The sequence below is a fragment of the Sporosarcina sp. QA0331 genome, assembly GCF_055808055.1.
Window position 1 is genome coordinate 3,884,437 of sequence record NZ_CM147850.1, and the last position, 26,732, is coordinate 3,911,168.

General features: G+C 43.6%; 23 protein-coding genes and 1 tRNA gene. 12 read left to right on the plus strand and 12 right to left on the minus strand.

Features of this window, described 5'->3' with window-relative positions; all coding sequences use genetic code 11:
* The first annotated feature begins 307 nt into the window (after positions 1-307).
* Entirely contained in the window at positions 308-961 is a 654-nt protein-coding gene (locus AC0L13_RS19770) for a hypothetical protein (protein ID WP_473642438.1), read from the plus strand.
* A 57-nt stretch (positions 962-1,018) separates the two neighbouring features.
* Here the strand turns inward: AC0L13_RS19770 and AC0L13_RS19775 are convergent, their stop codons facing one another.
* Entirely contained in the window at positions 1,019-2,257 is a 1,239-nt protein-coding gene (locus AC0L13_RS19775) for a stalk domain-containing protein (protein WP_473642439.1), read from the minus strand.
* A 395-nt stretch (positions 2,258-2,652) separates the two neighbouring features.
* On the opposite strand from AC0L13_RS19775, the gene AC0L13_RS19780 reads away from it, so the two are divergent.
* Entirely contained in the window at positions 2,653-3,642 is a 990-nt protein-coding gene (locus AC0L13_RS19780) for a nuclease-related domain-containing protein (RefSeq protein ID WP_473647167.1), read from the plus strand.
* A 164-nt stretch (positions 3,643-3,806) separates the two neighbouring features.
* Here AC0L13_RS19780 and AC0L13_RS19785 read toward each other — a convergent pair whose 3' ends face one another.
* The 6 genes from AC0L13_RS19785 to AC0L13_RS19810 form a co-directional block, all read right to left on the minus strand.
* Positions 3,807-4,232, minus strand: a complete 426-nt coding sequence (locus tag AC0L13_RS19785) for a hypothetical protein (protein WP_473642440.1) — start codon at positions 4,230-4,232, stop codon at positions 3,807-3,809.
* Between the two features lie 51 nt (positions 4,233-4,283).
* On the minus strand, positions 4,284-7,436 hold the full coding sequence (locus tag AC0L13_RS19790) for a DEAD/DEAH box helicase (protein WP_473642441.1): 3,153 nt from the start codon (positions 7,434-7,436) through the stop codon (positions 4,284-4,286).
* A 141-nt stretch (positions 7,437-7,577) separates the two neighbouring features.
* Positions 7,578-7,763: a hypothetical protein gene (locus AC0L13_RS19795; protein ID WP_473642442.1), complete on the minus strand. Its 186-nt coding sequence runs from the start codon at positions 7,761-7,763 to the stop codon at positions 7,578-7,580.
* Positions 7,764-7,980: 217 nt separating this feature from the next.
* Positions 7,981-8,823, minus strand: a complete 843-nt coding sequence (locus AC0L13_RS19800; protein ID WP_473642443.1) for a class I SAM-dependent methyltransferase — start codon at positions 8,821-8,823, stop codon at positions 7,981-7,983.
* A 74-nt stretch (positions 8,824-8,897) separates the two neighbouring features.
* Positions 8,898-9,074, minus strand: coding sequence for a hypothetical protein (locus tag AC0L13_RS19805; RefSeq protein ID WP_473642444.1), 177 nt, complete (start codon positions 9,072-9,074; stop codon positions 8,898-8,900).
* Between the two features lie 12 nt (positions 9,075-9,086).
* On the minus strand, positions 9,087-10,643 hold the full coding sequence (locus tag AC0L13_RS19810; protein WP_473642445.1) for a sensor domain-containing diguanylate cyclase: 1,557 nt from the start codon (positions 10,641-10,643) through the stop codon (positions 9,087-9,089).
* 190 nt (positions 10,644-10,833) lie between these two features.
* Between AC0L13_RS19810 and guaC the strand changes: the two genes are divergently transcribed.
* Positions 10,834-11,817, plus strand: coding sequence for a GMP reductase (guaC, locus tag AC0L13_RS19815; protein ID WP_473642446.1), 984 nt, complete (start codon positions 10,834-10,836; stop codon positions 11,815-11,817).
* A 68-nt stretch (positions 11,818-11,885) separates the two neighbouring features.
* Here guaC and AC0L13_RS19820 read toward each other — a convergent pair whose 3' ends face one another.
* On the minus strand, positions 11,886-12,596 hold the full coding sequence (locus tag AC0L13_RS19820; RefSeq protein WP_473642447.1) for a sulfite exporter TauE/SafE family protein: 711 nt from the start codon (positions 12,594-12,596) through the stop codon (positions 11,886-11,888).
* A gap of 133 nt (positions 12,597-12,729) precedes the next feature.
* Between AC0L13_RS19820 and AC0L13_RS19825 the strand changes: the two genes are divergently transcribed.
* From AC0L13_RS19825 to AC0L13_RS19840, 4 genes are all read left to right on the plus strand, one after another.
* The gene (locus tag AC0L13_RS19825; RefSeq protein ID WP_473642448.1) at positions 12,730-14,400 is read left to right on the plus strand and encodes an ABC1 kinase family protein; all 1,671 of its coding nucleotides are present in this window, start codon (positions 12,730-12,732) and stop codon (positions 14,398-14,400) included.
* Positions 14,401-14,494: 94 nt separating this feature from the next.
* Positions 14,495-14,866, plus strand: a complete 372-nt coding sequence (locus tag AC0L13_RS19830; RefSeq protein WP_473642449.1) for a cytochrome-c oxidase — start codon at positions 14,495-14,497, stop codon at positions 14,864-14,866.
* Positions 14,867-15,124: 258 nt separating this feature from the next.
* A tRNA-Asn gene (locus AC0L13_RS19835) sits at positions 15,125-15,196 on the plus strand.
* Positions 15,197-15,320: 124 nt separating this feature from the next.
* Positions 15,321-16,928, plus strand: a complete 1,608-nt coding sequence (locus tag AC0L13_RS19840; RefSeq protein ID WP_473647170.1) for a ribonuclease J — start codon at positions 15,321-15,323, stop codon at positions 16,926-16,928.
* A 36-nt stretch (positions 16,929-16,964) separates the two neighbouring features.
* On the opposite strand, the gene AC0L13_RS19845 is transcribed toward AC0L13_RS19840, so the two are convergent.
* Positions 16,965-17,498: a GNAT family N-acetyltransferase gene (locus AC0L13_RS19845; RefSeq protein ID WP_473642450.1), complete on the minus strand. Its 534-nt coding sequence runs from the start codon at positions 17,496-17,498 to the stop codon at positions 16,965-16,967.
* A gap of 262 nt (positions 17,499-17,760) precedes the next feature.
* On the opposite strand from AC0L13_RS19845, the gene AC0L13_RS19850 reads away from it, so the two are divergent.
* Positions 17,761-19,029 carry an OFA family MFS transporter gene (locus AC0L13_RS19850; protein ID WP_473642451.1) on the plus strand — a complete coding sequence of 423 codons (1,269 nt, stop codon included), beginning with the start codon at positions 17,761-17,763 and terminating at the stop codon, positions 19,027-19,029.
* Positions 19,030-19,051: 22 nt separating this feature from the next.
* Here AC0L13_RS19850 and AC0L13_RS19855 read toward each other — a convergent pair whose 3' ends face one another.
* Complete coding sequence (locus tag AC0L13_RS19855; protein WP_473642452.1) at positions 19,052-19,951, minus strand: LysR family transcriptional regulator; 900 nt, start codon at positions 19,949-19,951, stop codon at positions 19,052-19,054.
* A gap of 112 nt (positions 19,952-20,063) precedes the next feature.
* Here AC0L13_RS19855 and AC0L13_RS19860 point away from each other — a divergent pair, with 112 nt between their 5' ends.
* From AC0L13_RS19860 to AC0L13_RS19875, 4 genes are all read left to right on the plus strand, one after another.
* Positions 20,064-21,257: a coenzyme F420-0:L-glutamate ligase gene (locus AC0L13_RS19860; protein ID WP_473642453.1), complete on the plus strand. Its 1,194-nt coding sequence runs from the start codon at positions 20,064-20,066 to the stop codon at positions 21,255-21,257.
* A gap of 274 nt (positions 21,258-21,531) precedes the next feature.
* On the plus strand, positions 21,532-22,077 hold the full coding sequence (locus AC0L13_RS19865; RefSeq protein WP_473642454.1) for a sigma-70 family RNA polymerase sigma factor: 546 nt from the start codon (positions 21,532-21,534) through the stop codon (positions 22,075-22,077).
* Positions 22,052-23,074 (plus strand): DUF4179 domain-containing protein, encoded by a 1,023-nt coding sequence (locus tag AC0L13_RS19870; RefSeq protein ID WP_473642455.1) that lies wholly within the window; start codon positions 22,052-22,054, stop codon positions 23,072-23,074. The genes AC0L13_RS19865 and AC0L13_RS19870 overlap by 26 nt, the downstream gene beginning before the upstream one ends.
* A 197-nt stretch (positions 23,075-23,271) precedes the next feature.
* On the plus strand, positions 23,272-24,714 hold the full coding sequence (locus tag AC0L13_RS19875; RefSeq protein WP_473642456.1) for an S-layer homology domain-containing protein: 1,443 nt from the start codon (positions 23,272-23,274) through the stop codon (positions 24,712-24,714).
* Positions 24,715-24,838: 124 nt separating this feature from the next.
* Here AC0L13_RS19875 and AC0L13_RS19880 read toward each other — a convergent pair whose 3' ends face one another.
* Both AC0L13_RS19880 and AC0L13_RS19885 read right to left on the minus strand, forming a co-directional pair.
* Positions 24,839-25,786, minus strand: a complete 948-nt coding sequence (locus tag AC0L13_RS19880) for a Gfo/Idh/MocA family protein (RefSeq protein ID WP_473642457.1) — start codon at positions 25,784-25,786, stop codon at positions 24,839-24,841.
* Between the two features lie 121 nt (positions 25,787-25,907).
* Positions 25,908-26,618 carry a GNAT family N-acetyltransferase gene (locus AC0L13_RS19885; RefSeq protein ID WP_473642458.1) on the minus strand — a complete coding sequence of 237 codons (711 nt, stop codon included), beginning with the start codon at positions 26,616-26,618 and terminating at the stop codon, positions 25,908-25,910.
* Positions 26,619-26,732 lie beyond the last annotated feature (114 nt).

The following is a 26,732-nucleotide window of genomic DNA, read 5'->3' on the forward strand; positions in this document are numbered from 1 at the left end:
ATTCCCCATTAACCTTTCAGTTCTTCCGAAATACCCCTTCCTTCATGATCCCTTGTTTTTCAAAGAACTTTTGCGAATCGGTATTTTCATGTTCAATCAATGCTTAGTCCGCATGAGTGCCAACTTTGTAAACCTGTAGTGAACGAGCCGCTAGAGCTTCCGTCATAACGTTTTTGAACGTTTCCCAACTTCCAAGTTCCCAGAGTATATAGCGGGAAATTCTCACCAATTTCTCATATATTTCTCAGAGTCCTTTAAAAATGCAAAGGTAAGATAAAGTCATACCAAAACAAAGGAGAGACCAAACATGAAAAAACTTTTCGCAACTACATTGAGCGCAGCACTACTAACTACAGGCGGTTTCGGAGCAGCAAACATTCTTAACTCAGATAAAGCTGAGGCAGCAGTATCAAAATATGAAACTTCCTATTCAAATCATGAAGCAGGATACCAATTAAACATTACAACAGATGCACTGAAGCAACTTCCTGAATACGAAACAGTCGCTTCCAAAATCGATGTAAACGGACTATCCGCAAAGGTGGCGGAAGACAATAACTACAAACGCATTATCGTGTTCAGCGACGCACGCGGACAAGGCAAATACAAATCCATCTTTGTCAAAGACACAAACAACTTGAAACTCATCGACTTCCGCGGTGGTGAAATTTTCTTCGGCGCTGTACAACCAGCTGAAACAGCACCAGAAGCAACGAAGCCCGAGAGCAAGCCGGATGCAGATCAAAGCAGCACACTTGCTGAATATGCGAAGCTTTCTTCCATTGTTAATGTGGGCAATTTAAACCTGCAAGTCGTCGAAGACAATGCAAGCAAACGCATCATCACGTTGAAGGATAAAAACGGACGCGTCCAGTATAAATCCATCTTCATGAAACGCACGAACATGCTGAAAGTAATCGACACAAAAGGCGGGCAAATTTTCTTCGGATCTATCAAATAACTTTCCACATTGAAAGCACCCAGAGACGAACTCTGGGTGCTTTGCTGTTTCTTGATATCAATCAATAAATACTGTCTTCACCTTGGGATTCCATTGTACCGAATTACTAAATGAAGCATCCACCAACTGGAGTGGAATCATCGTTTGACCGTTCACTATGGTTGGAGCCGTTGAAAGCGTTATATCTTTTCCATTCACTGTCGCTTTCTTTGAACCAATGGTCATTTTCACGGATGGCTTCGCTGTTGTAATGACATCGCCTTTTTTCTGCAGTTTCACTTCAGGATTAATTGCCTCGAAGATTGCTCGCAACGGAACGAAGACTTCACCATTTTGCAGGACTGGCGGTTGATGAAGTGCAATCCAATTCCCGGCCACAATCACCTGGTTCTCGCCCAAGTCAGGAATGAGTTTTTCATAGGTAATGCCTTCCCCGAAATACTCTTCCCGCATGTCAGAAATGGCTTTGAGTGATTTCTCGCGTTGCTCGAGAATGCCATTCACTGTTTTGGATTTTTGTGAAAGGATTTTATCAGTCGTGGAATCAATCACCCGGCTGATATCATTATTCGACTTCGAAATTTCTGATTGGATTTGGTTACGTTCCTTTTGAAACATTGCATTCCATTGCTTCAGCGCTTCTTTTTGAGATAGTTTACCTCGTTTATGCTGTTGCATGATTCCACCTAAATAACTGTCACGACTATTATTTTTGAGCTTAGTCATTGGACCGCCTAAGTAATTTTCGTTCACAGTGTTTTTATAGGCAGTCATCGGGCCACCAAGATAGTTTTCATTTACCGCGTTTTTATAAGCTGTCATCGGGCCACCCAAGTAATGTTCGTTGACGGCATTTTTATAGTGCATCATAAGGCTCCCTAAATAATTCGGGTTGACGCTTTGCGCGTATCTTTGCATCGGGCTGCCAAGTGACGTTGGACTGATTTGGCTGTTATATTTTCGGAGCTTTTCAGCAAAATCTTTGTTCCCGCCGTATTGGGATTGGAGCTGGCTGAAATCCTCACTTAACAACTTCGTCAATTTCGTCAAATCAGCATCCGTCTGTTTGCCGAATGTTTCAAAAGAAGCCTGCTCCTTGTCACGGTAGACTTCATATGCCTTTTTTGTCTTCTCACGGTATGTCTCATAAGCGTTCGTCGTTTTCTTTTCATAGGACGCATATTCATTTCTCACTTGGTCAAAAATCTTCTTGCTTGCTGCAGACGCATTGCCCGCCATTCCGAAAAGGATTATAAAGGCTGCAGTAATACAAAATATCCGTTGAATGCCTTTCATATTAAAAAACTCCTTCCATAATTGGGTAATTTACATTTAAGAGTAAATGAAATTCTACTATTTCGAAATATGTAGGAAGCACCAATTGCCAAACCATGGTTTTAGTTTCATATATTTCAATTTTATTCGAGAGTATTGCCCTCTTAGAGAATTTTTTAGAATAAGTCTGTTGAGTTGAAAGTCCTAAAATGACAATAACTCTTGGGAAATGATCGATAACTTCCGGGAAATAAACGATAACTCCGTTGAATTGATTGATAACGCATAGGAAATGAACGATATCTGCCGGGAAATGATCGATTTCTTTTCCATGACTTTAACCCTAGCGAATTATCAGACTTTTATGGTAGAGTGAAAGTAATTATATTCGATATGGAGGCGATATTTCATTGATTATGAAAGAAAAGTCCATTTCTTTAAAGGCAATCGGATTGGAGGCGTTGCTACGAAGGTTGCCGGAGCATCATCCCCGCTATGCGGACATTGAAAACGAGCTACGGAAGACCAAGGCCGGTGAAAATGGAGAACAAATACTGGCTAATGTTTTTCGACAATATCAGTTCCCTTTCGAGCATTACATCTTCCATGACTTACATCTTCAATCCACCGGCAAATTCCAAATGGATACACTTTTTCTTTTCCAACAAGGAGCGGTCATTTTGGAAATGAAAAATATTGCCGGCCGAATCAGTTTCCCCGAAACGCAAAATCAACTTACTCGAACACTTGAAAATGGACAAGTTGATGCGTTTGAATGTCCTTCCGTTCAACTGGAGCGAAATAAGATGCTATTGGAAGACTGGTTTCATGCACAACAGATTTCTATTCCCATTCATCAAGCAGCGGTTTTCCCCAGACCGCAGCAGCAATTTGAAAACATACGTAAAGATCTAACTCTCCTATTCCCCCTTGAAATCCCTGTTTTTCTTCGTAGACTCAGTTCATTTCACCCATCTATTGATGTACCTAAGCTCACGGACATCGCTAAGCGGATTTCTGATGCCCATCGCGAGTACATCCCTTTTCCAGTTACAGAGATATATAGGATACATCCGGCTGAATTGTTGACCGGAGTTCGTTGCAATCAATGCGGCCGATTTGGCATGCAGTCGATCTACAATGGTTGGGGTTGCCCTCAATGTAGCAATGTAGATGCTCATGCACATGTCCAGGCATTGCTGGATTATTTTATGTTGGTGGATTATCGCATTTCAAATAAAGACAGTAGACGTTTTTTGCATCTAGATAATGTGCAGAAAGTAAAACGGATTTTAGGACAGTTCGAAATTCCTTTTGAGGGAGAAAGAAGGGGAAGATTTTATGTGGCAGATCATAAAGTGATTAGAGAGCTTCACAATTTGATCGAGTCAAAGGTCCTAAAATGACAATAACTTTTGGGAAATGATCGATAACTTCCGGGAAATAAACGATAATTCCGCCGAATTGATCGATAACGCATAGGAAATGATCGATATCCGCCGGGAAATGATCGATAAGCTCCCAAGCAGACACAAAAACCGCTCCAGTCACCCTTGACTGAAGCGGTTTTTCACTTAAATAACTCTTTATAAGCCAAAGCCTTTAATGCCAGCATCTCTTCTTCTGTCAGTCTGCTTTGGATTTTATTGAAAAGGGCTTGCTGTTCTTCTGCAGTCATGCCTTGGCGCGCTTGGATTTGCAGTTCGTTGAGTTCGTTAAGATCGAACTTTTTCATCAAAACTCGAGTCGCTTCTTCTTTCGTTTGGAAAGGGAGCTTTGAGCTGTCCACGTTCTTTCCTTCTTCAATGAATGCGCGTAACTCGGGATCGTTTTGGACTTCTTGTTTAATTGCTTCCAAATCACCGCTCGATTCCAGTTCCGCCGCCACTTGGCCCATTACTTCGTCGGCAATGTATTTCGTTCCGAAATGGTACACACCGAAGCCGATGATGGCAATTACGATGATTGTGCCTAATAAAATCTTTATCGCTTTCAATTGATCCTCTCCTTTTTTTCAGTATCCGTTGCCTTTACCACCACTATACTTCTATATTTCCAATAGTTCGCGTATATCGTCCTCAGTTAATGTTGTGCTCGCAGCATCCTTCGAATCGATGATTTCCTCGATTAGACTCCTCTTTTTCTCCTGCAATTGATTCATTTTTTCTTCAATCGTGCCACGCGCAACGAGCTTGATCACTTGAACAGTTTGCTGTTGACCGATGCGGTGGGCACGGTCTGCCGCTTGCTCTTCCACCGCGGGATTCCACCAAAGATCATAGAGAATGACCGTATCAGCCCCTGTCAAATTGAGGCCGGCTCCTCCCGCTTTCAACGAAATGAGAAACACGTCGCGCTCTCCTGCATTGAATTGATTGCATAATTCCAATCGTTCCTCGGAAGGCGTTTGGCCGTCCAAATAAAAGAATGGAGTTCCGTTCATTGCCAGCTCCTTGCCGATGATTCCGAGCATCTTTGTAAACTGCGAAAAGATCAGTACTCTTCTTCCTGCCAGCTTCGATTCTTGAATCAGCTGCTTCAATTGCTCGAACTTCGCTGAACTGCCTTTGTAGTTATCTACGAACAATGCCGGGTGGCAACAGATTTGTCGCAGCCGGGTTAGTCCTGCAAGAATTCTAATTTTATTCCGTCGGATTGTGTCCTTATCCAAATGTCTTAACGTATCGTGACGCAGCTTTGCCAAATAGGCGGCATAAAGCTTTTTCTGTTCGGGAAGCAGTTCCGCAGATTCCATCGTTTCAACTTTTTTCGGCAATTCTGCGAGCACATCCTCTTTCATCCGCCGCAGCAAAAATGGGCGGACGCGGCGGGATATCGCTTTCCGCGTAAGTTCACTAAACTCCTGCATCCCCATGAATAGCTCAGGAAATATGACGTGAAAGATGGACCAAAGTTCTTCCTCTGAATTTTCGATCGGCGTTCCGGTTAGTGCAAAACGTGTATCCGCCTGCAATCTTTTCACCGCTCGCGCCGTTTGCGTAAACGGATTTTTGAACGCCTGCGCTTCGTCAAAAAAGATAGTCAGGAAATCTTGCTTCTCAAACCATTGGATATCTCTGCGAATCAACGGATAGGACGTTATCAACACATCCTTATTCTCCACGTCGTTCTGCCTCTCTGCCCTCTCCTTTTTCGACCCGTCCATGACGACCGCGTTAATGTCAGGCGTGAATTTCCGAAATTCACTGAGCCAGTTATACGTTAAGGAAGAGGGACAGACGATTAAGACTTGCCGTTTTTTCTCACGAATTTCGGGAAGCACTGACTGGATGAACGCAATGCTCTGCAATGTCTTGCCGAGTCCCATATCATCCGCAAGCACGCCCCCCACGCCGAAGCCAGCGATCGTTTTCATCCATTGAAAACCTATTTTTTGATAATCGCGCAATACCGTTTCCAACGCCTCTGGAACTTCCGCGCAATTTCCGGGATTTAGTAGACGGTCAAAAAACTGGCGGGCCGAGTCCTCGACGGAAAACATTTCATCGTCGCCGACTGCATCCAAGAAACGGATTCCGCGCACCATCGGAATGTTCAACCCTTTTTCCAAGGCATCGAGACCATCGGGAATTTCATTCAAAAACCGTTGAATTTCCTCAAATTCCTTTGTTTCCAATGAAAGAAGAGCTCCATTCTGCAAACGGTAATACTTCCTTTTTTCCTCTAGCGCTTCAAGGATTTCTCGTATTTGCTTATCCGGAATGCCATCCATATCGAATTTAAATTCAAGCCAATTCGTTCGATCCTCATATGCCTTCACCCGGATTCGCGGACGCGCACTTCCTCTGAAAACCCGGTTCCTAATCGCTGTCGTTGCATACACTTGGACAAGTTTTTGGAGCTTCGGGAGGATATGGTGGAGAAATTCATATTCCAAATCTTCGTTGTGTATTATATAACCTTCATCAGTCGTAGCAAATGAACTTTCTTCCATTAACTGAAGAATTGCCTCTTCCTTTTCCAAGTCGCGAACTAGCAAGGAGCCTGCCGGCAAATCCCTTTCTGTTACAGGGTTCATGACGATATGTTCATATTGGAATTCGAGACTTGCGAGCAATCGGTTATTCACTCGATCGATATATAATTTCGCCTTCAACGGTGATTTTACAAGCTGATCCAGTACCGTTTCATCGAGATGGACCTCGCCAATCCTCCGTAAACCCGGGACGACCTTTTCGATGAAAAAGCCGATTTGCTCATTCGAAATCGGCAGCTGACGAGTGCCTGACGTTGCAATCATTTGTTGGAGATCTGCTAACCGTTTGCAGTCTTCACCGCTCAACTGAAATAATTGCCCGTTGCAAAGAACAAGTTCATAAGACTGTAAAACATGGACACGTTCCAACCCGTCGATTGACAATGTATGTCCCTTTTCAGGCTTTTTTTCGAAATGAAACCTGACAGGCAAAGTATCTTTAGCTATGTGAAAGTCCCTTATTGTACCGTCACATTCCAATGCAACACCCGATGCTTCATTCAAAAGTGGCAGAAGTCTATTCCATAAGGAAGGCGGAATGAGCAATGTCGCGGGGCTGACAGAATGGTGCCGAAACGCCCTCTCTTCATTATTAAGGCCGATAAGTTGCTGTAGAACGGCATCCGCTTCAATAACGAAGCAATGGAGCTGGGAATCGAAAGTGAATGCAGATGTTAGACGGCTTGCCTGCCCTTCATTAACATCTTTCAAAAACTGTCGGATATCCTCCACATGAATCTCTGCAACTGCAAGCTCGATGCCGAGCATATGCTGTTTTCCCGCGGCAACGGGTTTTAACGTAAACAGCAGCTCCAGCACTTCCCTATTTTCGAAATGAAGCTGATGCCCGCTCGTACGAGGTTGACCGTTAAAAAGAGATAGCAGCCCTTCCGCCAAATCCGGCTCAATTTCCGGCCTCCCAGTCCCTTCGCGTTCCCTCATCGCAATTAAAACAGCTGCGACATGCTGGCATTTATATTTATAAAACGGCAAGACAGGACAATCGCACTCCGTTTGAAGCTTCTCATTTGAAAGGTCGATGGTGACATGGAAGTCATCCTTCCCCGCCACAGTCGCTTCACAATAGTTATCTCTATATTGGGTGAAGTTCACTTTTCCTGCACGGTTAAACATCTCACCCCGTCTGAATGAAACGGAGCCGCACAGATCCATGATCTTATTTTGTGTTAATTGGATACTCAATCTGCTTGTCTCCTTTCAGGAACAAGTTTTGCATTTTCTATTTTATCACTGAAGGAGACGTTTTATCATATATGTAGAAGCGTCAGGCATTCAAGGCCACTAAAATCAACTGTTTTTAATGGCCTTTTATAAGTTATATACCTAACGCCAGTTTTCCAAAATAATGGCTTCAATCTCTTCCGTAGTAAGCCTCGTCGACTTGGCGATTGTTTCTATGGAGAAAGCCAAGCCATGCATTGTCAGCACTGTGGAAACCTTCTCTTGTCGGATGCCTTGATTCAATCCTATTAAGCGCACTTCCTCCAATTTCTCTTTCCAGTTTTGCAATTGACTCCCTCCCTTCTTCTATTTGATGTATCTTCTTCCATCTAAATAGTTTACGCCGAACTTTCCACCTCCTTCCATCAATATAAAACAAACGTTCTCATTAATCAACACAATAGATTTTTAATTCTTAATACTTCTATCGGTTTTGTTTGTACAGACAAAAAAAACAGTGACACATCAATTTTGTGTCACTGCTGCCTATTCAAGAACTTAACATTCATTCCGCAACAAATGTGAATACAAATAACGGTTGAATGGTTTTCTTATCATATACCTCTTTTAGTAGCGTCAATTCTGAATGAAGAAGCGCTTTCAATTTATTCGGCACTTCTAAATCATTGATCTCCCCTGCATATTCCTCCAGTGTCATCTCAACTTCCCATTGACCATCTTGCAATTCAGGGGATTGAATAATTTGGTCCAGTGCTATTTTCCAGCCGGCTTCCTTTGCAATCCGCAAACTATCGGCATGCGTAAATAAAGTCCTTACATTCGAATGGCTGCTTTCTTTAAAGCATTCATAATGCACTTGGATAAGGACAGCTAAAAGGTGAGGATAATGTTCTATCGTTTGAATGCGCGTATCCCATTCTACAAAACATAACCGCTTTCCCCATTTGCGGGCCTTCTTTAAAATAGCCTCAAGCTCTTCCGCCGATTGTAAATAAAACGCGCAATGCGAGAAGACGATATAGTCAAATGACATTGGCGAAAAATCAACTTCATTCGAAAGGACATCTACTTCAAAATCGATTTTCAATCTATCGCCCATAGGAGAATTCAACAAATGGCTGCGTGCTTCCCCAAGTGTAATCGGCCCGCCATAACTTGCCGGTGCAATATCGATTCCATGAACGAACCCCTTTTCCCCTACTGCATACGCCAGGGCAGCGGTCGTATCCCCTTGACCACAGCCGATTTCAAGTACTCGGCTTCCTTCTTGGATTCCCCATGCATCCACTAGTGCAAGCCGATGCTTCGTCTGGATGCGCTGTATTTCATTGTCTCCACCGATGGTTGCCATGCAACCTACAATACGTTCGATTCTCTCATCTTTCATTACATCCACTCCCCATTAAACTTACAAGAAAACGGCAACGCTCTCTGGACGCTGCCGTTCTTTCGCTCTTTCAATTAAAGCTCCTGATAGTCCTTCATGAACCTGCCGCTTTCTTTCACCTCAGCGTGATACAGTGCTTTCAAAGCAAAGCTTTTTTCCAATTCGTGTTCCTTCATGATCTGTTTCAGCCGTTGTGTCAATTCTGCATTGTTTTTCACGAGCTGTTCCATTTTCGATTTCGAATATTGCATGATTGTGCCCTCCTAATGCTTTCCTATAGTTAGTGATGCACAGTCAATCGTACGGTTGCGCCCTGTCCGTTTTGCTTCGTACAGGCATTGGTCCGCCAACTCCAACAGTTCCGCTGGTCGCGCTCGATCTTCAGGGAATATTGCGCTCCCGATAGAAATCGTCACTACTTCCTTGCAAGGACTGACTGTACTTTCCAGCTTCTTTCGTAGTTGTTCTGCCATTTGGTAAGTCTCATGCCGATTTGTATCCGGCAACAGCATGACAAATTCCTCTCCTCCGAGACGGCAGCATACATCTTCTTTCCGAGCAACTTCAAGCATTGAGGCCGCCAAGTATTTCAGCACTTCATCACCCATAGCATGTCCATATGTATCATTGACACGCTTGAATTTATCGATATCAAAAATAAGCAATCCAAAAGGACGCTCCTGCTCTGTCCATTTTTCCAAATGAGCATCCATAACCCGACGGTTCATCAGCTTTGTCAATGGATCGACCGTTGATTGATGAATAAAGAAATTCAAGCTGTTATTCAATGCCTTTTTCAATTGGATCGCTTCGTAATACCAAGCGTGCACGTCATTAATCTTTTCCCCTTGGTTGTTTGCAGTGCTAGACTCTGCAAACGCCGCAAGTCTTGTCAAAGGCTGTGCAATGTGTTTGGATATCAAAAAAATGACCAGGAGTGAGATAAGCACGAATGGGGCTGTTTTCAAAATCATTTCCTTTATCATCGTAATGGACGGTGCTAAGGCGACTTCCCTTGAACGCTGTGAGACAACGCCCCAATCGGCCATCGGAATCGTCGCATAGCCTGCCAACATATCGACCCCTTCCGTATTCACCACTTCCATTGCACCACTCTTGCCTGCTATTAATTGCTGAACAACGGCATTTTCCAGCACAATATCATTAACTCGGCTAGGATCCTGATGATAGATGATACGCCCGCTTTTATCGACAACATAGACATACGAGCCGTCCTCGTAAAAATGTTCGCCTAATACTTGTTGGAGAATGTTCTCCTCCTTCAAATAAACGGTTCCCGCGACAAGGCCTAGATAATCGCCATCGCTGCCAAAAATCGGATAGGAAAGGAAAATGATTAAGCGTCCCGTTAATCCTATATAAGGCTGTGAGATGTAAGGTTCTTGTCTCTTCAGCGCTTCAAGACCGCCTTCCGAGTTCAATTCTTTCCCCTTTAAGTTTAATGTCTCCGGAGAAGCAGCTAATATTTCACCATCTTTATCGACAATTGAAACCGAATTGAATGTGTTCGTCTGTGTTTTCATCCGATTTGCTTCATCAAGTAGGATCTGCTCAACGTTTTCTTGACCTATATAAGGCGCAATCTGATGAGCACTTGCTTCCATCGATTGCAGTGTCATCTCCAAATATGACTCCGTTGATTGTGCCATTTTCACCGCATATGCACGATTTGTTTCCAATGTACTCGTGACCAATGATTGCTGTTCCACGCGATAACCTGAAATAATGCTAGCTGCCAATGTCAATACTACTGATAAGAATGCAACCAGCCCTATTAAATACTTTAAAGACAGCCTCAATACGACCGATCTCCTTCTGCAAATTTTAAAACCTTCACCCATCATATCATCTATACACCCGGTGAACACCCTTATAATGGAATATATTTTACTTTTTGAGTTGACGAAAAGACAAAAATGATGTAAATTACAAAAGTACGAACAATTACTTTGAAATAAAAAATATCATTCGCCTTTAGGAGTGTAATGTATGGATACAGTATTTGATTATGAAGATATTCAATTGATTCCCGCTAAATGTATTGTAAATAGTCGCTCAGAATGTGACACTTCTGTTACGTTAGGTAAACATAAATTTGCATTGCCTGTCGTCCCTGCGAACATGCAAACGATCATCGATGAAAAGATCGCCATCCAATTGGCGGAAGGCGGTTATTTCTACATCATGCACCGTTTCAATCCTGAAACTCGTGCTGACTTCGTTAAAGATATGCATACCCGTGGTTTGATTGCTTCAATCAGTGTCGGTGTGAAAGAGGAAGAATACGGATTCGTTGAGCAGTTGGCAGCAGAACAGCTTATCCCTGACTACGTGACAATCGACATCGCACACGGTCATTCCAATGCAGTCATCAATATGATTAAACACTTGAAAAAGCATCTTCCGGAAACGTTTGTCATTGCCGGTAATGTCGGTACGCCGGAAGCAGTTCGTGAGCTTGAGAATGCTGGTGCTGACGCTACTAAAGTAGGAATTGGACCAGGTAAAGTGTGCATTACGAAGATTAAAACAGGTTTCGGAACTGGCGGCTGGCAGTTGGCGGCACTCCGCTGGTGCGCAAAAGCTGCTTCAAAACCAATCATTGCTGACGGTGGTATTCGTACACATGGCGACATTGCGAAATCGGTTCGCTTTGGTGCTTCCATGGTCATGATCGGTTCTCTTTTCGCTGGACATGAAGAATCGCCAGGCAAGACGATTGAAGTGGATGGCAAGTTGTACAAAGAGTATTTTGGCTCCGCTTCAGAATTCCAAAAAGGTGAAAAGAAAAACGTCGAAGGCAAGAAAATGCATGTGGAATACAAAGGTAAACTGCAAGACACATTGACTGAAATGCAACAGGATCTTCAATCATCCATCTCGTATGCAGGTGGAACGAAATTGGATGCAATCCGTACAGTCGACTATGTCGTCGTAAAGAATTCCATCTTCAATGGAGATAAGGTTTATTGATAAATGAAGGGCTGGCCACGGGCCAGCCCTTTTCTTATTGGTTTCTTAGCGTTCGGCATCGGATTCTTTTAGCTGCTTACAAGCAAATAAGTTCCTGTAAATATTAAGATGATGTACATGAAGATGCGGAAACCAGTTTGATTAACCTTTAGGAATAAATACTGGCCCGCGTAGAGTCCGAGCCAAACGAGCGGCAGCGCAAAAAGGCTGGATTTCCATACTGTCGTACTCGTACCAGCGAAAATAATCTGAATGAGCAAACTGATGGAATAGATGAATAAATAATAGACGAGCGTCGTGCCGCGCAACGTTTCCTTCGATGTGTCCGTGCCTGAGAAATAGAGCAGCAATGGCGGTCCTGGCATGCCGATGCTCGTTGTCAATGATCCGGAAAGTCCACCGATAGCGACGTCCCTGTTCGGCTTTTGCTTAATTCGTAGCTTGAGAAGTAAAAGGACAGTCAATAGAAGAATGACGATGCCAATGCCAAGCTTTAATTTCGGAATATCGACGAGCAGGAATACGATTATTCCGAGCGGCAAGCCAATGACGCTTCCACCTATAAAACGCTTCATGACGCCCCTGTCGATATCCCCTCTTACCTTGCGATACATTGCTAACGAGATGACTAATGATAAGAGCAGATTGATTTGGATTGCGTCCCGCGCATCGAATAATAACAGAAGAAACGGCGTCGCGACGATAGAGAAGCCGAATCCCGTCCCTGTCTGCAGGATGGAAGCCAGAAGTATGATTGCGATGAATAATAAAATGTCCAATTGAATCCCTACTTTTATATATTAAGTCTATCTAGTGTACCATTTATCCACATACAAGATGGAAGTATACATGGCTACTATTAATCCGAAAAGGGTATATGGATAGGCAAAAGGCTGGCATAGATTTGGAGGAATGGATTTGTTAAAGATACGCATCCGACATACGAAACGGTTTCAAGAAATTATTAATGTGTTTCTACGGAATGGATTCAGCCATTTTCTTTTCCGGCTCGGTCTAACTAATCAGGGCTCGTCAACGGACAATGGAAACGAGATGAATATGCAAGATGCCGGGGTCAAACTTCGGCATGCGTTGCAGGATTTGGGACCGACCTTCATTAAGCTCGGACAGATTGCGAGCTCTCGGCGAGATCTTGTTCCGCCGGAAATCGCTTTTGAGCTTGAAAAATTACAGGATCACGTTGCTTCTGTTCCGTTCAGTAAGATCCGCGAAATTGTTGAAGCTGAATTGGAGGAGCCTCTTGAAAGCTTATTCAGCCATTTTGATGAAGAGCCGTTAGCTACCGCCTCGATTGGCCAAGTGCATACCGCCCACTTGCCAAACGGTGAAAAAGTGGCTGTCAAAGTACAGCGACCTGACATCCGGCCCAATGTAGAGACCGACCTTGCCATATTAAGCGATTTGGCGCGCTTTCTCGAAGATAATACCGATTGGGCAAAAACGTATCATCTCCGCGATATGATCATCGAATTTTCGAGGTCATTGAAAGATGAACTGGATTACCGTGTAGAAGGGCGCAACGGCGAGCGCATCGCGAAACAATTCGAGGAGAATCCTTATGTTCATATTCCGAAAGTCCATTGGGATTTTTCGACGGACAAGGTGTTGACAATGGAGATGGTCCACGGCGTGAAAGTGAGCGATTTAAAAAAGCTGGACGCCGGCGGGTATGATCGAAAGTTGATTGCTCGACGCATCGTTGATTCGATGTTCCATCAAATCCTAGACGTAGGTTTCTTCCACGGTGACCCGCACCCGGGGAATATTTACATTCTCCCCGACAATGTCATCGCATATTTGGATTTCGGTATGGTAGGCAGGCTCGATAATGACTTGAAATACCACTTCGCGACACTACTCATCCATTTGCGTGAGGGTAGTACGGAGGACATGATCGACACCTTTTCCGCGATGGGCATACTTTCAAAGGATACGGATATGCGGGCGTTTACGAGGGACGTGAACGATCTCCAAACGAGCTATTATGATGTTTCGTTTGATGAAGTGAGTCTTGGCGCAATCTTCGTCGAACTGTTTCAAGTCGCCTATCGACATCATATTATCATTCCCTCGGAAATTTCAATTTTAGGCAAGGCGATTCTTACACTTGAAGGGCTCATTGCGAAGCTGGATCCCGAGTTGAGCATCATGGAAGCGGTCGAGCCTTTCGGAAAGAAACTGATGTGGGAGCGTTATAATCCGAAAAATCTACTGGAGAATTCATGGAAAGACTTTGTTGAAAACATTGAAATCCTTACCAATCTACCAAAAGATTTGAAAGCGATTGCGACGACGATCCGAAAAGGGAAGCTTCAGCTCGACATCAACGTCCAGCAAGTGCAAGTCTTTCTGCGCAGGCTCGACCGGATCAGCAATCGTCTTTCTTTCAGCATCATTCTGCTTTCCTTCAGCATTTTAATGGTCGGTTTGATTATCGGCTCGGCAATCGCCGGCCAAGCGAACATGCTTTGGCAGTTCCCGATCATCGAAGCCGGTTCCATCATTGCATCTCTCATGTTCCTTTTTCTCATTTACACAATCATCCGATCCGGACGGATGTGAAGTGAAATTTCCTCCCATACAGCCTCATTTCAAAACGAAAGTCCAACATAGAATATTATAGAAAGATTTCTATGTTGGAAGGAGGTGTGAGGAAATGGGAAAAATGTTAATGAAGATTTCAGTCGTTTATTTCATGATCGGCATTTCTTTTGGTTTATACATGTCATTTACGCATGTGTTTACCTTAACGTCTGTGCACGTCCATTTGAATTTGGTCGGATGGGTTTCCTTGGCATTAGCAGGAGTATTCTATCATCTTTACCCGAGGTTGGAAGAGTCTGGCTTGGCAAAGGCTCACTTTTGGCTTCATAATATCGGTTTGCCAATTATGATGATCAGCATTGCAACAGCAATTCTCGGTGGACCGGAAATTTTCTTCTTGTTTGCAACGTTGGGCGGTGTGATGACTGTGTTGGGTGTCCTTTTCTTCGGCTTTAATGTCCTCTTTCGATTAGATAAACATTAATCTTGCCTTATGAGCACCTCCGATTCGGGATTGGAGGTGCTTTTCTGGTGCTTTAGTCTTGATTCGGTGATAACTTTCGGTATTCAATAGATAATTTCTTTTATTCGATAGATAACTGCAGCTATTCAATAGATAAATCCCTTTATTCGATGGATAACTTCGCCTATTCAATAGATAACTTTCTGCTGTCCGAAATTTTATTGAAATTAACATGAATAATCCTCCGAATTTTGCACATGATAGGTGTGCTACTATCTTTCCGAAATAGCTCAGCGGTGGAGCAATCGGCTGTTAACCGATAGGCCGTAGGTTCGAATCCTACTTTCGGAGTAAAGGCTGTCTCTGTCGATATGACGGGACAGCCCTTTTTTCATTATTAGTGTGGGAGGACATCGTTGTGGACACAAAATTAGCGGTTTTTGCGTTAGGCGGCATTAATGAAATCGGGAAAAATATGTACGTCATTCAATATGAAAACGATATCGTCGTCATCGATTGCGGTTCTAAATTTCCGGATGAGAATTTACTGGGCGTCGACCTCATCATCCAAGACATTTCCTATTTGCGCGAACACCGGGAAAACGTTCGTGCACTTATCGTAACTCATGGTCATGAGGACCATATCGGCGGCATTCCGTATTTCCTCAAACAATTAAACGTTCCTGTCTACGCGACAAGGCTGACACTGGGAATGATCGAGTTAAGATTAAAAGAGCACGGGCTGCTTCGAGAAACGAAGCTTACATTAATCAACGGAGATTCGACGATTGATCTCGGAGCAATGTCCGCCACTTTCTTCAAAACGAATCACAGTATTCCTGATTGTCTTGGCATCGCATTTGAAACGCCAGAAGGAATGGTAGTGCACACGGGCGATTTCAAGTTTGACTTAACGCCTGTGAACAACGAGTATGCGGATGTTCATAAGATGGCTGAACTCGGGAAAAAAGGTGTTTTGCTTTTATTATCTGAAAGCACGAATGCGGAGCGTCACGGCTTTTCGCAGTCCGAACGGGTTGTCGGCGGGCATATTATGGATGCCTTCCGGAAAGCGGAAGGCAAAATATTCATCTCGACGTTCGCCTCGAATGTCCATCGTATTCAGCAAATCATTGAAGCTGCGCAAATGACGAACCGGAAAATCGCCTTGCTTGGCAGAAGTATGGTGAACGTCGTTGCAGTCGCCGATGAGCTTGGGTATTTGAAGATGCCTGAAGGAATGCTGATCGAACAGCAGGAAGTCGATCAGATGGATCCTGAAAACGTCGTCATCATTTGCACAGGCAGCCAAGGCGAGCCAATGGCAGCATTATCGCGCCTTTCGAGCAATAATTTCCGCCAAGTTTCTGTCCTGCCTGGAGATACAGTCATTTTTGCTTCCAGCCCGATACCAGGGAATGAAAAAAGCGTGTCGCGCATTATCGATAATCTGTATCGTCTCGGAGCGAACGTCATTTATGGGACAGGCGGTGCAACCGGCATGCATGTTTCCGGACATGCGTATCGCGAAGAGTTAAAGCTCATGCTTACGTTAATGAAACCGACCTATTTCATACCGATCCACGGTGAATATCGCATGTTGCAGCTGCATCGCGAAATGGCTGAATCGGTCGGTTTGGAAAGGGATAATATTTTCATTTTGAATAACGGCGATGTCGTTGATATTGAAAACGGAGTCGCACGTCAAACGAGGCATGTGGAAGCAGGGAATGTCTTTGTGGACGGACTCAGCATAGGGGATGTCGGAAAGGTCGTCCTGCGGGACCGTAAACTGCTTTCCGAGGAAGGAATGCTCATCATCGTCGTTTCGATGAGCAAAAGGGACGGTCGGATGATTTCAGATCCGGATACAATCTCACGCGGCTTCGTCTACGAACGCGATGCGAATGAGCTTTATAAGGAAGTGAATGAGCTAGTCATTTCAACGATTAAGGAAGCAAAACCATCGACCCGCTATCGAAGGAACGACTTGAAACATGCTATCCGGAAAGCGGTTGAAAAGCTGCTTTATACCCGAACGAAAAGAAGACCGATGATTCTTCCTTTTATTATTGAAATATAAGAAATGAAGCGGAGGACATCGCTTGTCCTCCGCTTTTTAGTCCTCTTTCACCAACCCAAACACATAATGATCGACAAACTTATTATACAGCCACTCCGCTTGTTGCAAACGGCCTTCCTGTTTGAAGCCGAGCCGTTGTGGAATGGCTGCGCTTTTTACATTTTCAGTCGCCGTACGGATTTCAATCCGATTCAGTTCTAATTCATTGAAACAATAGTCGACAACCGCCTTGCAAGCTTTCGTCATCAACCCCTTGCCTTCGAAGCTAGTTCCTAGCCAATAGCCGATCGATGTCGATTTGTTTGACCAATTAACGCCATGCAAGCCGATCACCCCGGCAAGCTCCCCTTTATACCAGATGCCCGCCTGGAAGCCGTCATTTCTGCTGAACTGCTGCAATGTACTACTGATGAAATTCTTCGAATCTGCAACCGTCCTTGTAAAATCGAGCCACGGCAGCCATTCACGGAGACTCTCTCTTGATTGGTCTGTCACTTGAAATAGCTGTTCGGCATGTCTTACTTCCAATAAACGCAATTCTGTATTCTCATCAATTTTATAAGCAAACATACTACTGGTTCCCCCTTTTCATAATCACTCCATCTTTAATTGTAACGGAGTTTTCTTGGATATGGTAATTATCCCAATAAAATTTCCGCCCGCTATTTTCATACAGAAAACATAATCACTTAATTAATTTTCGTAAATAGATTGCATTTATCTTATAACGCACCTAAAATACTAATATATTTAACTGAAAATCGAACTAATATATTTACTTCTATTGAATCGTTCGTGTTTTTAATTAGTTGTAAAGAAAGGGAGTTATACTTTGAAGAGATTTGAGAATAAGTGGATGCGTGCTGTACTTCCCGCTTTATTAATCCACTGTAGTATTGGTACGGTTTATTGTTGGTCATTGTTCAAAAACGACATCGCCAATTACATCGAGAAGCCTGTCGGGCAAGTGGAATGGGCATTTAGTTTAGCGATTTTTGTCCTTGGCATGTCGGCAGCTTTTGGCGGAAAATTGGTCGAGAAAGATATACATAAGTCGTCCCTACTGTCAGCCTTATTTTTTGTTGCAGGAATGGCAGGAACAGGATTCTTCATTTATCAAAAGTCATTAATAGGCATTTATATTTCTTATGGGATTGTAATGGGAATTGGGCTTGGCATCGGTTATTTAACACCGGTAAAAACATTAATGCTTTGGTTCCAGAAGCAAAAAGGTTTAGCAACAGGCCTTGCTGTTGCAGGTTTTGGCTTAGCTAAAGTGATTGCTAGTCCTTTAATGGAAAAGTTGCTTGGAGATCGAAACAGTGAGGGTACCTTGGTTAGTGCTGCAAATATATATACAATGTTTTATATTTTAGCAGGCATTTATTTAGTCATGATGGTGATTGGGCACTTGCTTCTAAAAAAACCGGTTGGATATGAGGAAGAAAGTTTGCAAGCCAAAAGCTTTAGCTATCGAAAAGTGTTAACGAGTAAAACATTCATCGGTATTTGGCTTATGTTCTATATTAATATTACATGTGGATTAGCGTTGATTTCACAGGAAAAAGGCATTTTGGCGTTCATTGGATTTGGAGCGATTGGGTTAGTCAGTTCTTTAACAGCTATTTTCAATGCAGGTGGACGAATTGTCTTCTCTTCGTGGGGTGACCGATTAAAAGATCGGAACTCAATCTATAAAATTATTTTTATTTCCTCGATAACAGTTATACTACTTACCATTTTGCTTGATGGTATGGGGAATTCCATGGCAATTCTCATTATCGCCTTGCTCTGTATCGTAAATGCAGGTTATGGTGGAGGGTTTTCATCTTTGCCACCACTGTTATCTGATCGCTTTAGTTTGGATACGATTTCAACTGTGCACGGCTTGGCTTTGTCCGCTTGGGCACTGGCCGGGTTGTCGGGAAATCAATTGAGTGCTTTCATTCTAGAAAAGACACAATCATACGATGCGGTGTTATATGTCATTATGGCCCTCTTCACCGTAGCGACGCTCATTAGTATTCTCGTTGTGAAACCTGAAAAAGTGTCTTTGGAAAGTGAAGATCCAAGTTGGAAGAAAAAAATGGTAGCAAATTGAATGTAAAAAAGGATGCCTTAATTTAAAAGGTATCCTTTTTATCCCCTACCAACAGCTCCCAAAACCTCGTCGAAGCCGGTGAGAGCGGAACACTTTTCAATGAACAGACGCCGATGCTCCTATGCGGAATCTGCTCGGTCAACTGAACTTCATGAAGTGCCCCACTATCCAAATAATCTTTCGTAAATTCCCTTGTAACACAGGCAATTCCCATGTTCATCCTTGCAAACTCAACGACAAGATCATGGGAGCCCAATTCGAATTCAGGCGATATTTTCACGCCTTCGGATAAGAAATGCTCCTCGACATATTTTCTCGAATTCGAACTCGGTTCAAGGAAAATGAGCGGCAGCTTGGCGAGTTCCCGGAATCCGACCGGTCTTGCAAGCAGTTTCCTGTATTTATCGCCATAGACGAACGTATCATGGATGTCCATGCAAGATGTTACATTCAACGAAGTGTCGCTGACAGGCAAATTGCAGACGACGATATCGACTTCTCCCGACTTGAGAAAAGAAATAAGTTCATCCGTCGTGCCATTTTCGATTTTTAATTTGATATTCGGGTATCGAGTGCGGAAGGCTTCTAATTGGGGCAGGAGAAAGTACTTCGAAATTGTATCTCCGACGCCAATCCGCAGTTCACCAGTCGTCAGATTTTTGAACTCGGCAATCTTTTCTTCGCCGATTTCGATTAAATTGATGGCTGAATTAACATACTCCAAAAGAAGGCTTCCTTCATTCGTTAATGTAACTCCTTTAGGCGTCCGGTTGAAGAGTCGCGTATCAAGCTCTCGTTCCAGTTGCATAATCGATTGGCTGATGGCAGGCTGGGTCATGAAAAGTTCCTTCGCTGCCCCTGAAAAGCTTTCTTTTTTGCCGACGACACAAAAAATGCGGTACAAATCTAATTTACTAACCATATAATCACCTCTTATACCCATTATTAGAGATATTAATTTTACTTATACCATCAAACGGTAGTATAGTACAAGTAGATCGTCAGTTAAGTTATACCGATAAGGAGCGATAACATTGGAAAGAGTAGTAGGAACGGTTGTCAGAGGTCTTCGTTGCCCAATTATCAATAAAGGGGACAATATTGAAGAAATCGTCGTGGATAGCGTGTTGAAAGCGGCGGAAGTCGAAGGAATTACTATCAATGATAGAGATATCGTCACAGTCACGGAATCCATCGTAGCTCGCGCGCAAGGCAATTACGCGACAATCGATCATATTGCAAAAGACGTACAATCGAAATTCGGCGATAGCACAATCGGCGTTATTTTTCCGATTTTAAGCCGTAACCGATTTGCCATCTGTCTCCGCGGAATCGCGAAAGGTGCTGCAAAGAAAATCGTATTGATGCTCAGCTATCCATCCGATGAAGTCGGCAATCACCTTGTTGATATCGACACACTCGACGAAAAGGGCGTAAACCCTTGGACAGACGTATTGAATGAAGAAGAATTCCGCAGTCACTTTGGCTACAATAAACATACATTCACTGGAGTCGATTACATCGACTATTATAAATCAATCATTGAAGAATACGGTGTGGAATGCGAAGTCATCTTCTCGAACAATGCGAAGACGATTCTTGATTACACGAAAGACGTGCTCACTTGTGATATCCATACGCGCCAAAGAACGAAACGCATCTTGAAAGCGAACGGCGGCGAGAAGATTTACAGCCTCGATAACATCCTTGCTGAATCTGTCGATGGCAGCGGTTTTAACGAAGCATACGGACTGCTCGGCTCCAATAAGGCAACAGAAGACAGCGTGAAGCTTTTCCCACGCAATTGCCAGCCAATCGTTGATACGATCCAATCTCAATTGAAGGAAAAGACCGGAAAAACGGTTGAAGTCATGGTGTACGGCGATGGCGCGTTCAAAGACCCAGTCGGAAAAATCTGGGAACTCGCAGATCCAGTCGTGTCACCTGCCTACACAGCAGGCCTTGACGGTACACCGAATGAAATCAAATTGAAATACCTTGCAGACAATAACTTCGCTGATTTACGTGGTGAAGAGCTGAAAAAAGCGATCAATGAATTCATTGAGAATAAAGAGGAAGACCTCGTCGGCTCGATGGAATCCCAAGGGACAACTCCTCGTAAACTGACTGACCTCATCGGCTCTTTATCCGATTTGACATCAGGCAGCGGCGATAAAGGAACTCCGATTATCTTCATTCAAGGATATTTTGATAACTATACGAAGTAAGATGGTGCCCTTAGTCTTTTGACTAAGGGCTTTTTTGTATTGCTGTGCTTTATCGATCATTTCCCAAAGGTTATCGGTCATTTCCCAGCAGATATGAATCAATTGCAGAGAGTTATCGTTTATTTCCCCGAAGTTATCGATCATTTCCCAATAGTTATTGTCATTTCGGGACTTAGGAACCACTTAATTTATTGTTATAATTCCGTAGCTGTTTTTAAAAAGTTGAAACGTTTTATCCAACCCGTTCACCTAATCTATAGAAGGTGGTGATTCCATGCCGAAAAAGGAAAGGCTTATAAAGCAAGCGATCAAAGGGGATCAGAATGCATTGCAACTGCTTCTGAGAGATGAGAAAGACAAGCTGTATAAAATGGCATTCATTTACATGAAAAATGAACATGATGCACTGGAAGTACTTCAGCAAACTATATTGGAAGTTATTGAATCCATACATCAACTTAGGAATCCCGATTATTTCAGTACGTGGATTACCCGGGTTTGCATTAATGTTTCATTGAAGGAAATCCGCAAAAACAAAAAAATTGTTACAATGGAAAGCCATTCAATTCCTGACATTATAGAGATTGGAGGCTCCATTGAAGAAAAACTGGATTTGACCAATGTCCTTTATGAGCTAGATGAAAAGTATAAATCCGTTCTCGTATTGCGTTTTTATTATGATTACACAGTCAGTCAGATTGCAGATATACTGGAATGCCCTGAAGGTACTGTCAAAACGAACTTACATAGGGGTCTCGCCCTGTTGAAAACAAAAATGAAGGGAGTATATATAGATGAAAGACGAAACGAAAGTTATTGAAGACACAATGGAATCAATCGCTGTACCAAGTGAGAAGCTGGATTCAATCATAGAGAATTCATTCAAAGGGAATGCTCCATCCCGAAAAAGGGCTGGTAAAAAACGCGCTGGATATATACTTGCCGCCACATTGGCAATTAGTATTTTGGGCGGGACGGTAATGTTGAATCCAGCGATGGCAAATATGATTAGCCAACTACCGGTCATCGGGAATGTATTCGACTATTTCGGTTCAACGAGTAAACCGGCCTATAAAGAGTTTGGACAGCTTGCGACCGATGTCGGCCGTACTGCTGAAGATAAAGGTGTTTTAATCAATATCGACCAAGGGGTGTTCGATGGGACGACCATCACTTTAGCAGTGACGCTACAAACAAATAAAAATTATGGCTCGTCCTTAATTTTCGACGGCTGGCCATCCGTTGATGGCATACCCGCCGGAAATGCCGGTGCCTCCTTTGAGAAGGTGAAGGGATTAGGCTATGTAGGCATTATGACTGTCACCCCCCGGTTTTCGGATACACCCGATGAGGTGAACGTCGTTTGGGAGCCAAAAATGCTGCGTGGCGATAAAAAAGAAGTGAATGGCGACTGGAAGCTTAATTTCTCCTTACCGCGAATCGAAGCCGAAGTTCAGACCTTGAATAAGCAAGTTGAAAAAGATGGTGTTGCAATCCTATTCAAGGAAGTGAGAAAGACACCGTTAACCTTCAATATCTACTATCAGCAATTAGTCGATCCTGCATTGCTGGATGATTGGTCGGCAGTCGAAGCGGAGCTGAGAGCGACGGATGATCTGGGGAATGAATACGAAGTTCCTTATAACGGTGGATATACTGAGGGCGGCGCTATAACTCGGGAGGATCTGCAATGGAGCGCAACCATCCATAACATTGATCCACAGGCAACTAAACTTATATTTCACCCGTTTGCGACGGTGAGCACGCTTGAAGGAGCAAAAAAGATCTATTTTGAAGACATTGAAGTAGAATTATAAACAGTAGCCCTACTGTCGGTCGTGAAATATGACCGACAGTTTTTTATCGATCATTTCCTAAGCTATATTGTCATTTCAGGACTTACCACCTACTTCGTTTCTTTAGTTTTAGCAGCGATGCCGTTCAAAATAGTCTCTCAAATTATTTTATATGTTAAGATACTATCAAAACATTCAATTATCAGGGAGGTAATTAAATGTTCATTCAAAAACTAAAGCTAACTGTTGGAGCACTTGTGATTGCGGGCAGTTTACTAGTTTCTCAAGCAAGCGCCGCGAGTGTAGCCAGCTTCACAGACGTCCCGACGTCGAAGCCATACGCAGATGCGGTTTATGAGCTTGCTGAACGGAATGTCATTGGCGGTTATGAGGATAGGACATTCAAGCCGGCTGCTTCCATCACACGCGGACAGGCAGCTGCCATAATTGCGAAGCTGCGAAACCTCGATACAAAAAATGTGAAAGACCCTGAATTCAAGGACGTGTCACAATCGCAGTGGAATTATGGGGCAATTGCCGCGCTTGCCAATGCAGGTATCATCAATGGGTATGGGGATGGAAGATTCGGGCCAAATGACTCAATTACACGGGCGCAAATGGCTTCCATTCTCGTGAAAGCTTTCGGACTACCGCCATATTCCTTCAGTAATAGTGAAAATCCATTCATTGATACACAAAGACTCGCGAGCCACCAAACGACGATTAATATTCTATACAAGATGGGCATCACATCGGGCACATCTCCGACAACTTTCAGCCCGAATGCCCCGATTTCCAGGGCACAGGCTGCAGTACTTATCATCAAGACAGAGAAAGTGAAAGAGTCGACGATTACGTTGAAAGCGGCGGATTATGGATGGGATTCCTTCTATTCGTATTCAAGCTACGATCAGATAGGTGATGTCATCCATTCAATTCCAAGTGAGCGTTCCGTATGGAGGGAAATTCAAATCATTCCATTGCGCGAAGGGACAGCCACTCTTTCATTAATTGGGCAAACAAAAGATCCTGTTACGGGAGAGGAGTCGCATGAGGAGTACCAGAAATTTTACGTTCATGTGAAGCAAGAAGACGGGGAATGGAAAGCGATACTCGAGCAATCGGATGACATTAATACAACTGAGGTCAGCCTGAATACAGGAACAGATAAGGTGAAAAAGGTTTCACTCGCCACGATGGAAGGTGCGATGCTACAAGAGGAAGTGAAGCTTACGTCATGTAACTACGCGGTCACCCAAGCTGTGTCCTCCTGTTTCTCCATTGATGATCCTGGAGAATACATTGCGACCGTACATTATGAAAACGGAAAGGTCGTCCGCTTTGGTGTTTCGGCTGCGGTTCATGAATCCTCTTTCAATTTATTCATCCAAACGGCAAAAGAACAACCGGAAGTAACAATCGACCTCGGCGGCACGTCAAGTGAGATAGGCAAACACGTCCTTCCTGAAGGCAGCGGAAAGATTGCCAGCGTGACACGAGAAAAGAATTCCAACAAGTTTACGATTAAAGGCGTTTCAGAAGGCATAGTCAACATAAAATTCCCCGACAGCAAAGGCGCTATTGAAGAACTGTCTATAAATGTCCGTAAAATCGGGTCCATTATTCAAGTGATGGCTACCCCGTCGGACAAGTACCATTAATGTGGACCCCTTAACCTATGCAAAGCAGTTAAGGGGTTTTGAACGTTTATCAAATTCTTTTGCGAATTCTGCTGTTCTCTTTTCGTTATAATATGAGATAGAAAAGTAGAGGGATCAGCCCCCTCTACTTTTCTTTTCTTAATTCCTCTAATACCTTCTGCGCTTGATAGCCAACTTCGAAATCATATAAATCTGCTTCTTGCCCATACACTACCTTTACTAACTCGTCAATTAAACGCGGGTGAACAGCAACTTCAAGAGAGATTGGTTCCATATTGTCACCCGTTTTCCCTCCCCGAAGCTCGCCCCAATTTTCCAGCGTTAGGACGCCCTCTGTTCCATATGCAATAAACCCAATATGCTCCTTCCCAGCTTGTCCGCTTATTCCTTCAATCAAAACAGGCGTGCCGTCTGCAAGTTCTGCAGTAGCGATGATGCCCGTCTCGCATAGCGTCGGGTCTTCAGGAAATTCCAAACGTGTTTGGATATTGTGGAGTTCGCCGAATAATTTTAGCGTTTGCTGGATGAAATGGACGCCGACTTCGAGGACAAAACCACCTTGCTCTCTCCCGCCGACCCATTCATTTTTCTGCCAAGCACGCGGCCATTCTGGAAAATGCATGGAAAGTTGTAAACGTCGCAGCTTTCCTATGTAGTTTTCGTTCATTAACTCTGCGAATTTTGTTGCCGCTTGGCCATAGTTAAGTGGGAAGTTCATGGCGTGCACGATGCCCGCTTCTTTCGCCGCATCCACCATCTCCCTTGCCTCTTCCAACGAGTTCGCCAATGGTTTTTCACAAAGGATATGCTTTTTCGCCTGAATGGCATCCATCACGATAGCATGGTGGAATTTTGGCGGCACCGCCACGTATACAAGATCCACCTCTGTGTTGGCAAGCAGCTGTTTATAATCCGTATAGGCTTGTACATTGCCTAGTTGTTCAGATGTTTCCTTTGCAAGTGATTCATTCCGGTCGCAAACTGCAATAATCGTGACTTTGTCATGCTCCGTAAATTGCTTGATCAACCGTTGACCGATTGCGCCTAACCCGATGATCCCAATATGTATCATGAAAATTCCCCCTTTTTCTTATCGTACAATAGGTGAGGTGGGCCGTCATTTATTCATTGAATGGTCTTTGAGGAATAATGGAGCCCTTATACAATTAATTAAGCCCTTGACCCTATCTCCCTCACCTATCAATCCGATAAATCCCTTTCCGATCCCGCAACCGACAGCCATTCTGTTCAAAAATACGAATCATATGCCGATTCGCTTCGTCCGTGCTCCCGACATAAGTTGTGGCACCGATTTTCTGAAGCAAATTGAGCGAAATCCGGTGAAACACGGTTCCATACCCTTTCCCTCTCCACTCAGGAACAACACCGAAATAAAACAGGCGCCCCTCATCGACCGTTCCTTCCTCGATAATCGGGATACTCAATCCGATCGGCTCGCCTAATTTTCGAAAGATGAAACAAGATGCTCTCCAGCCAGGACCAAGTTCATTTTCGAGAGATTCCATCACCTGCTCGATTGTGAACAGCTTATTTTTATTTGCAGTTCCACTACGGCAACGCTCGTATAGCTCCGCAAAATCCGAATCTGCCATTTCGCCATCAGCTAGCGCTTCTCTAGTAATTTCAGGCGCTTCCGTAAAACTTGCATCCAACGCCCGGGTATATTCAACGATTGTTGAAATTCTACGAAAGCCCTGCTCCAACAGCCATTCCTCGTGCTTGGCATCCATTAATAGAGACAAATAACCAATTTGCTCTTCCCGCCAATCATCAAGCAAACTTCTAAAAGCATCTCTATATTCCAGCTCGGATACTCCCTTTACTTTCACTTGATCAACCAGCCAATACTCCCTGTCCTTCTTAATTGTATTAAATAAATCCACAGTACCAACCCTTTCATAGTGCCAACGGTATTGTTGAATAAAATCCATATACTTAATTCAACAAAAAAAGAGCAATCCCTTCTTGTAATGAAGGACAACAGCCTGCGAGCTTCC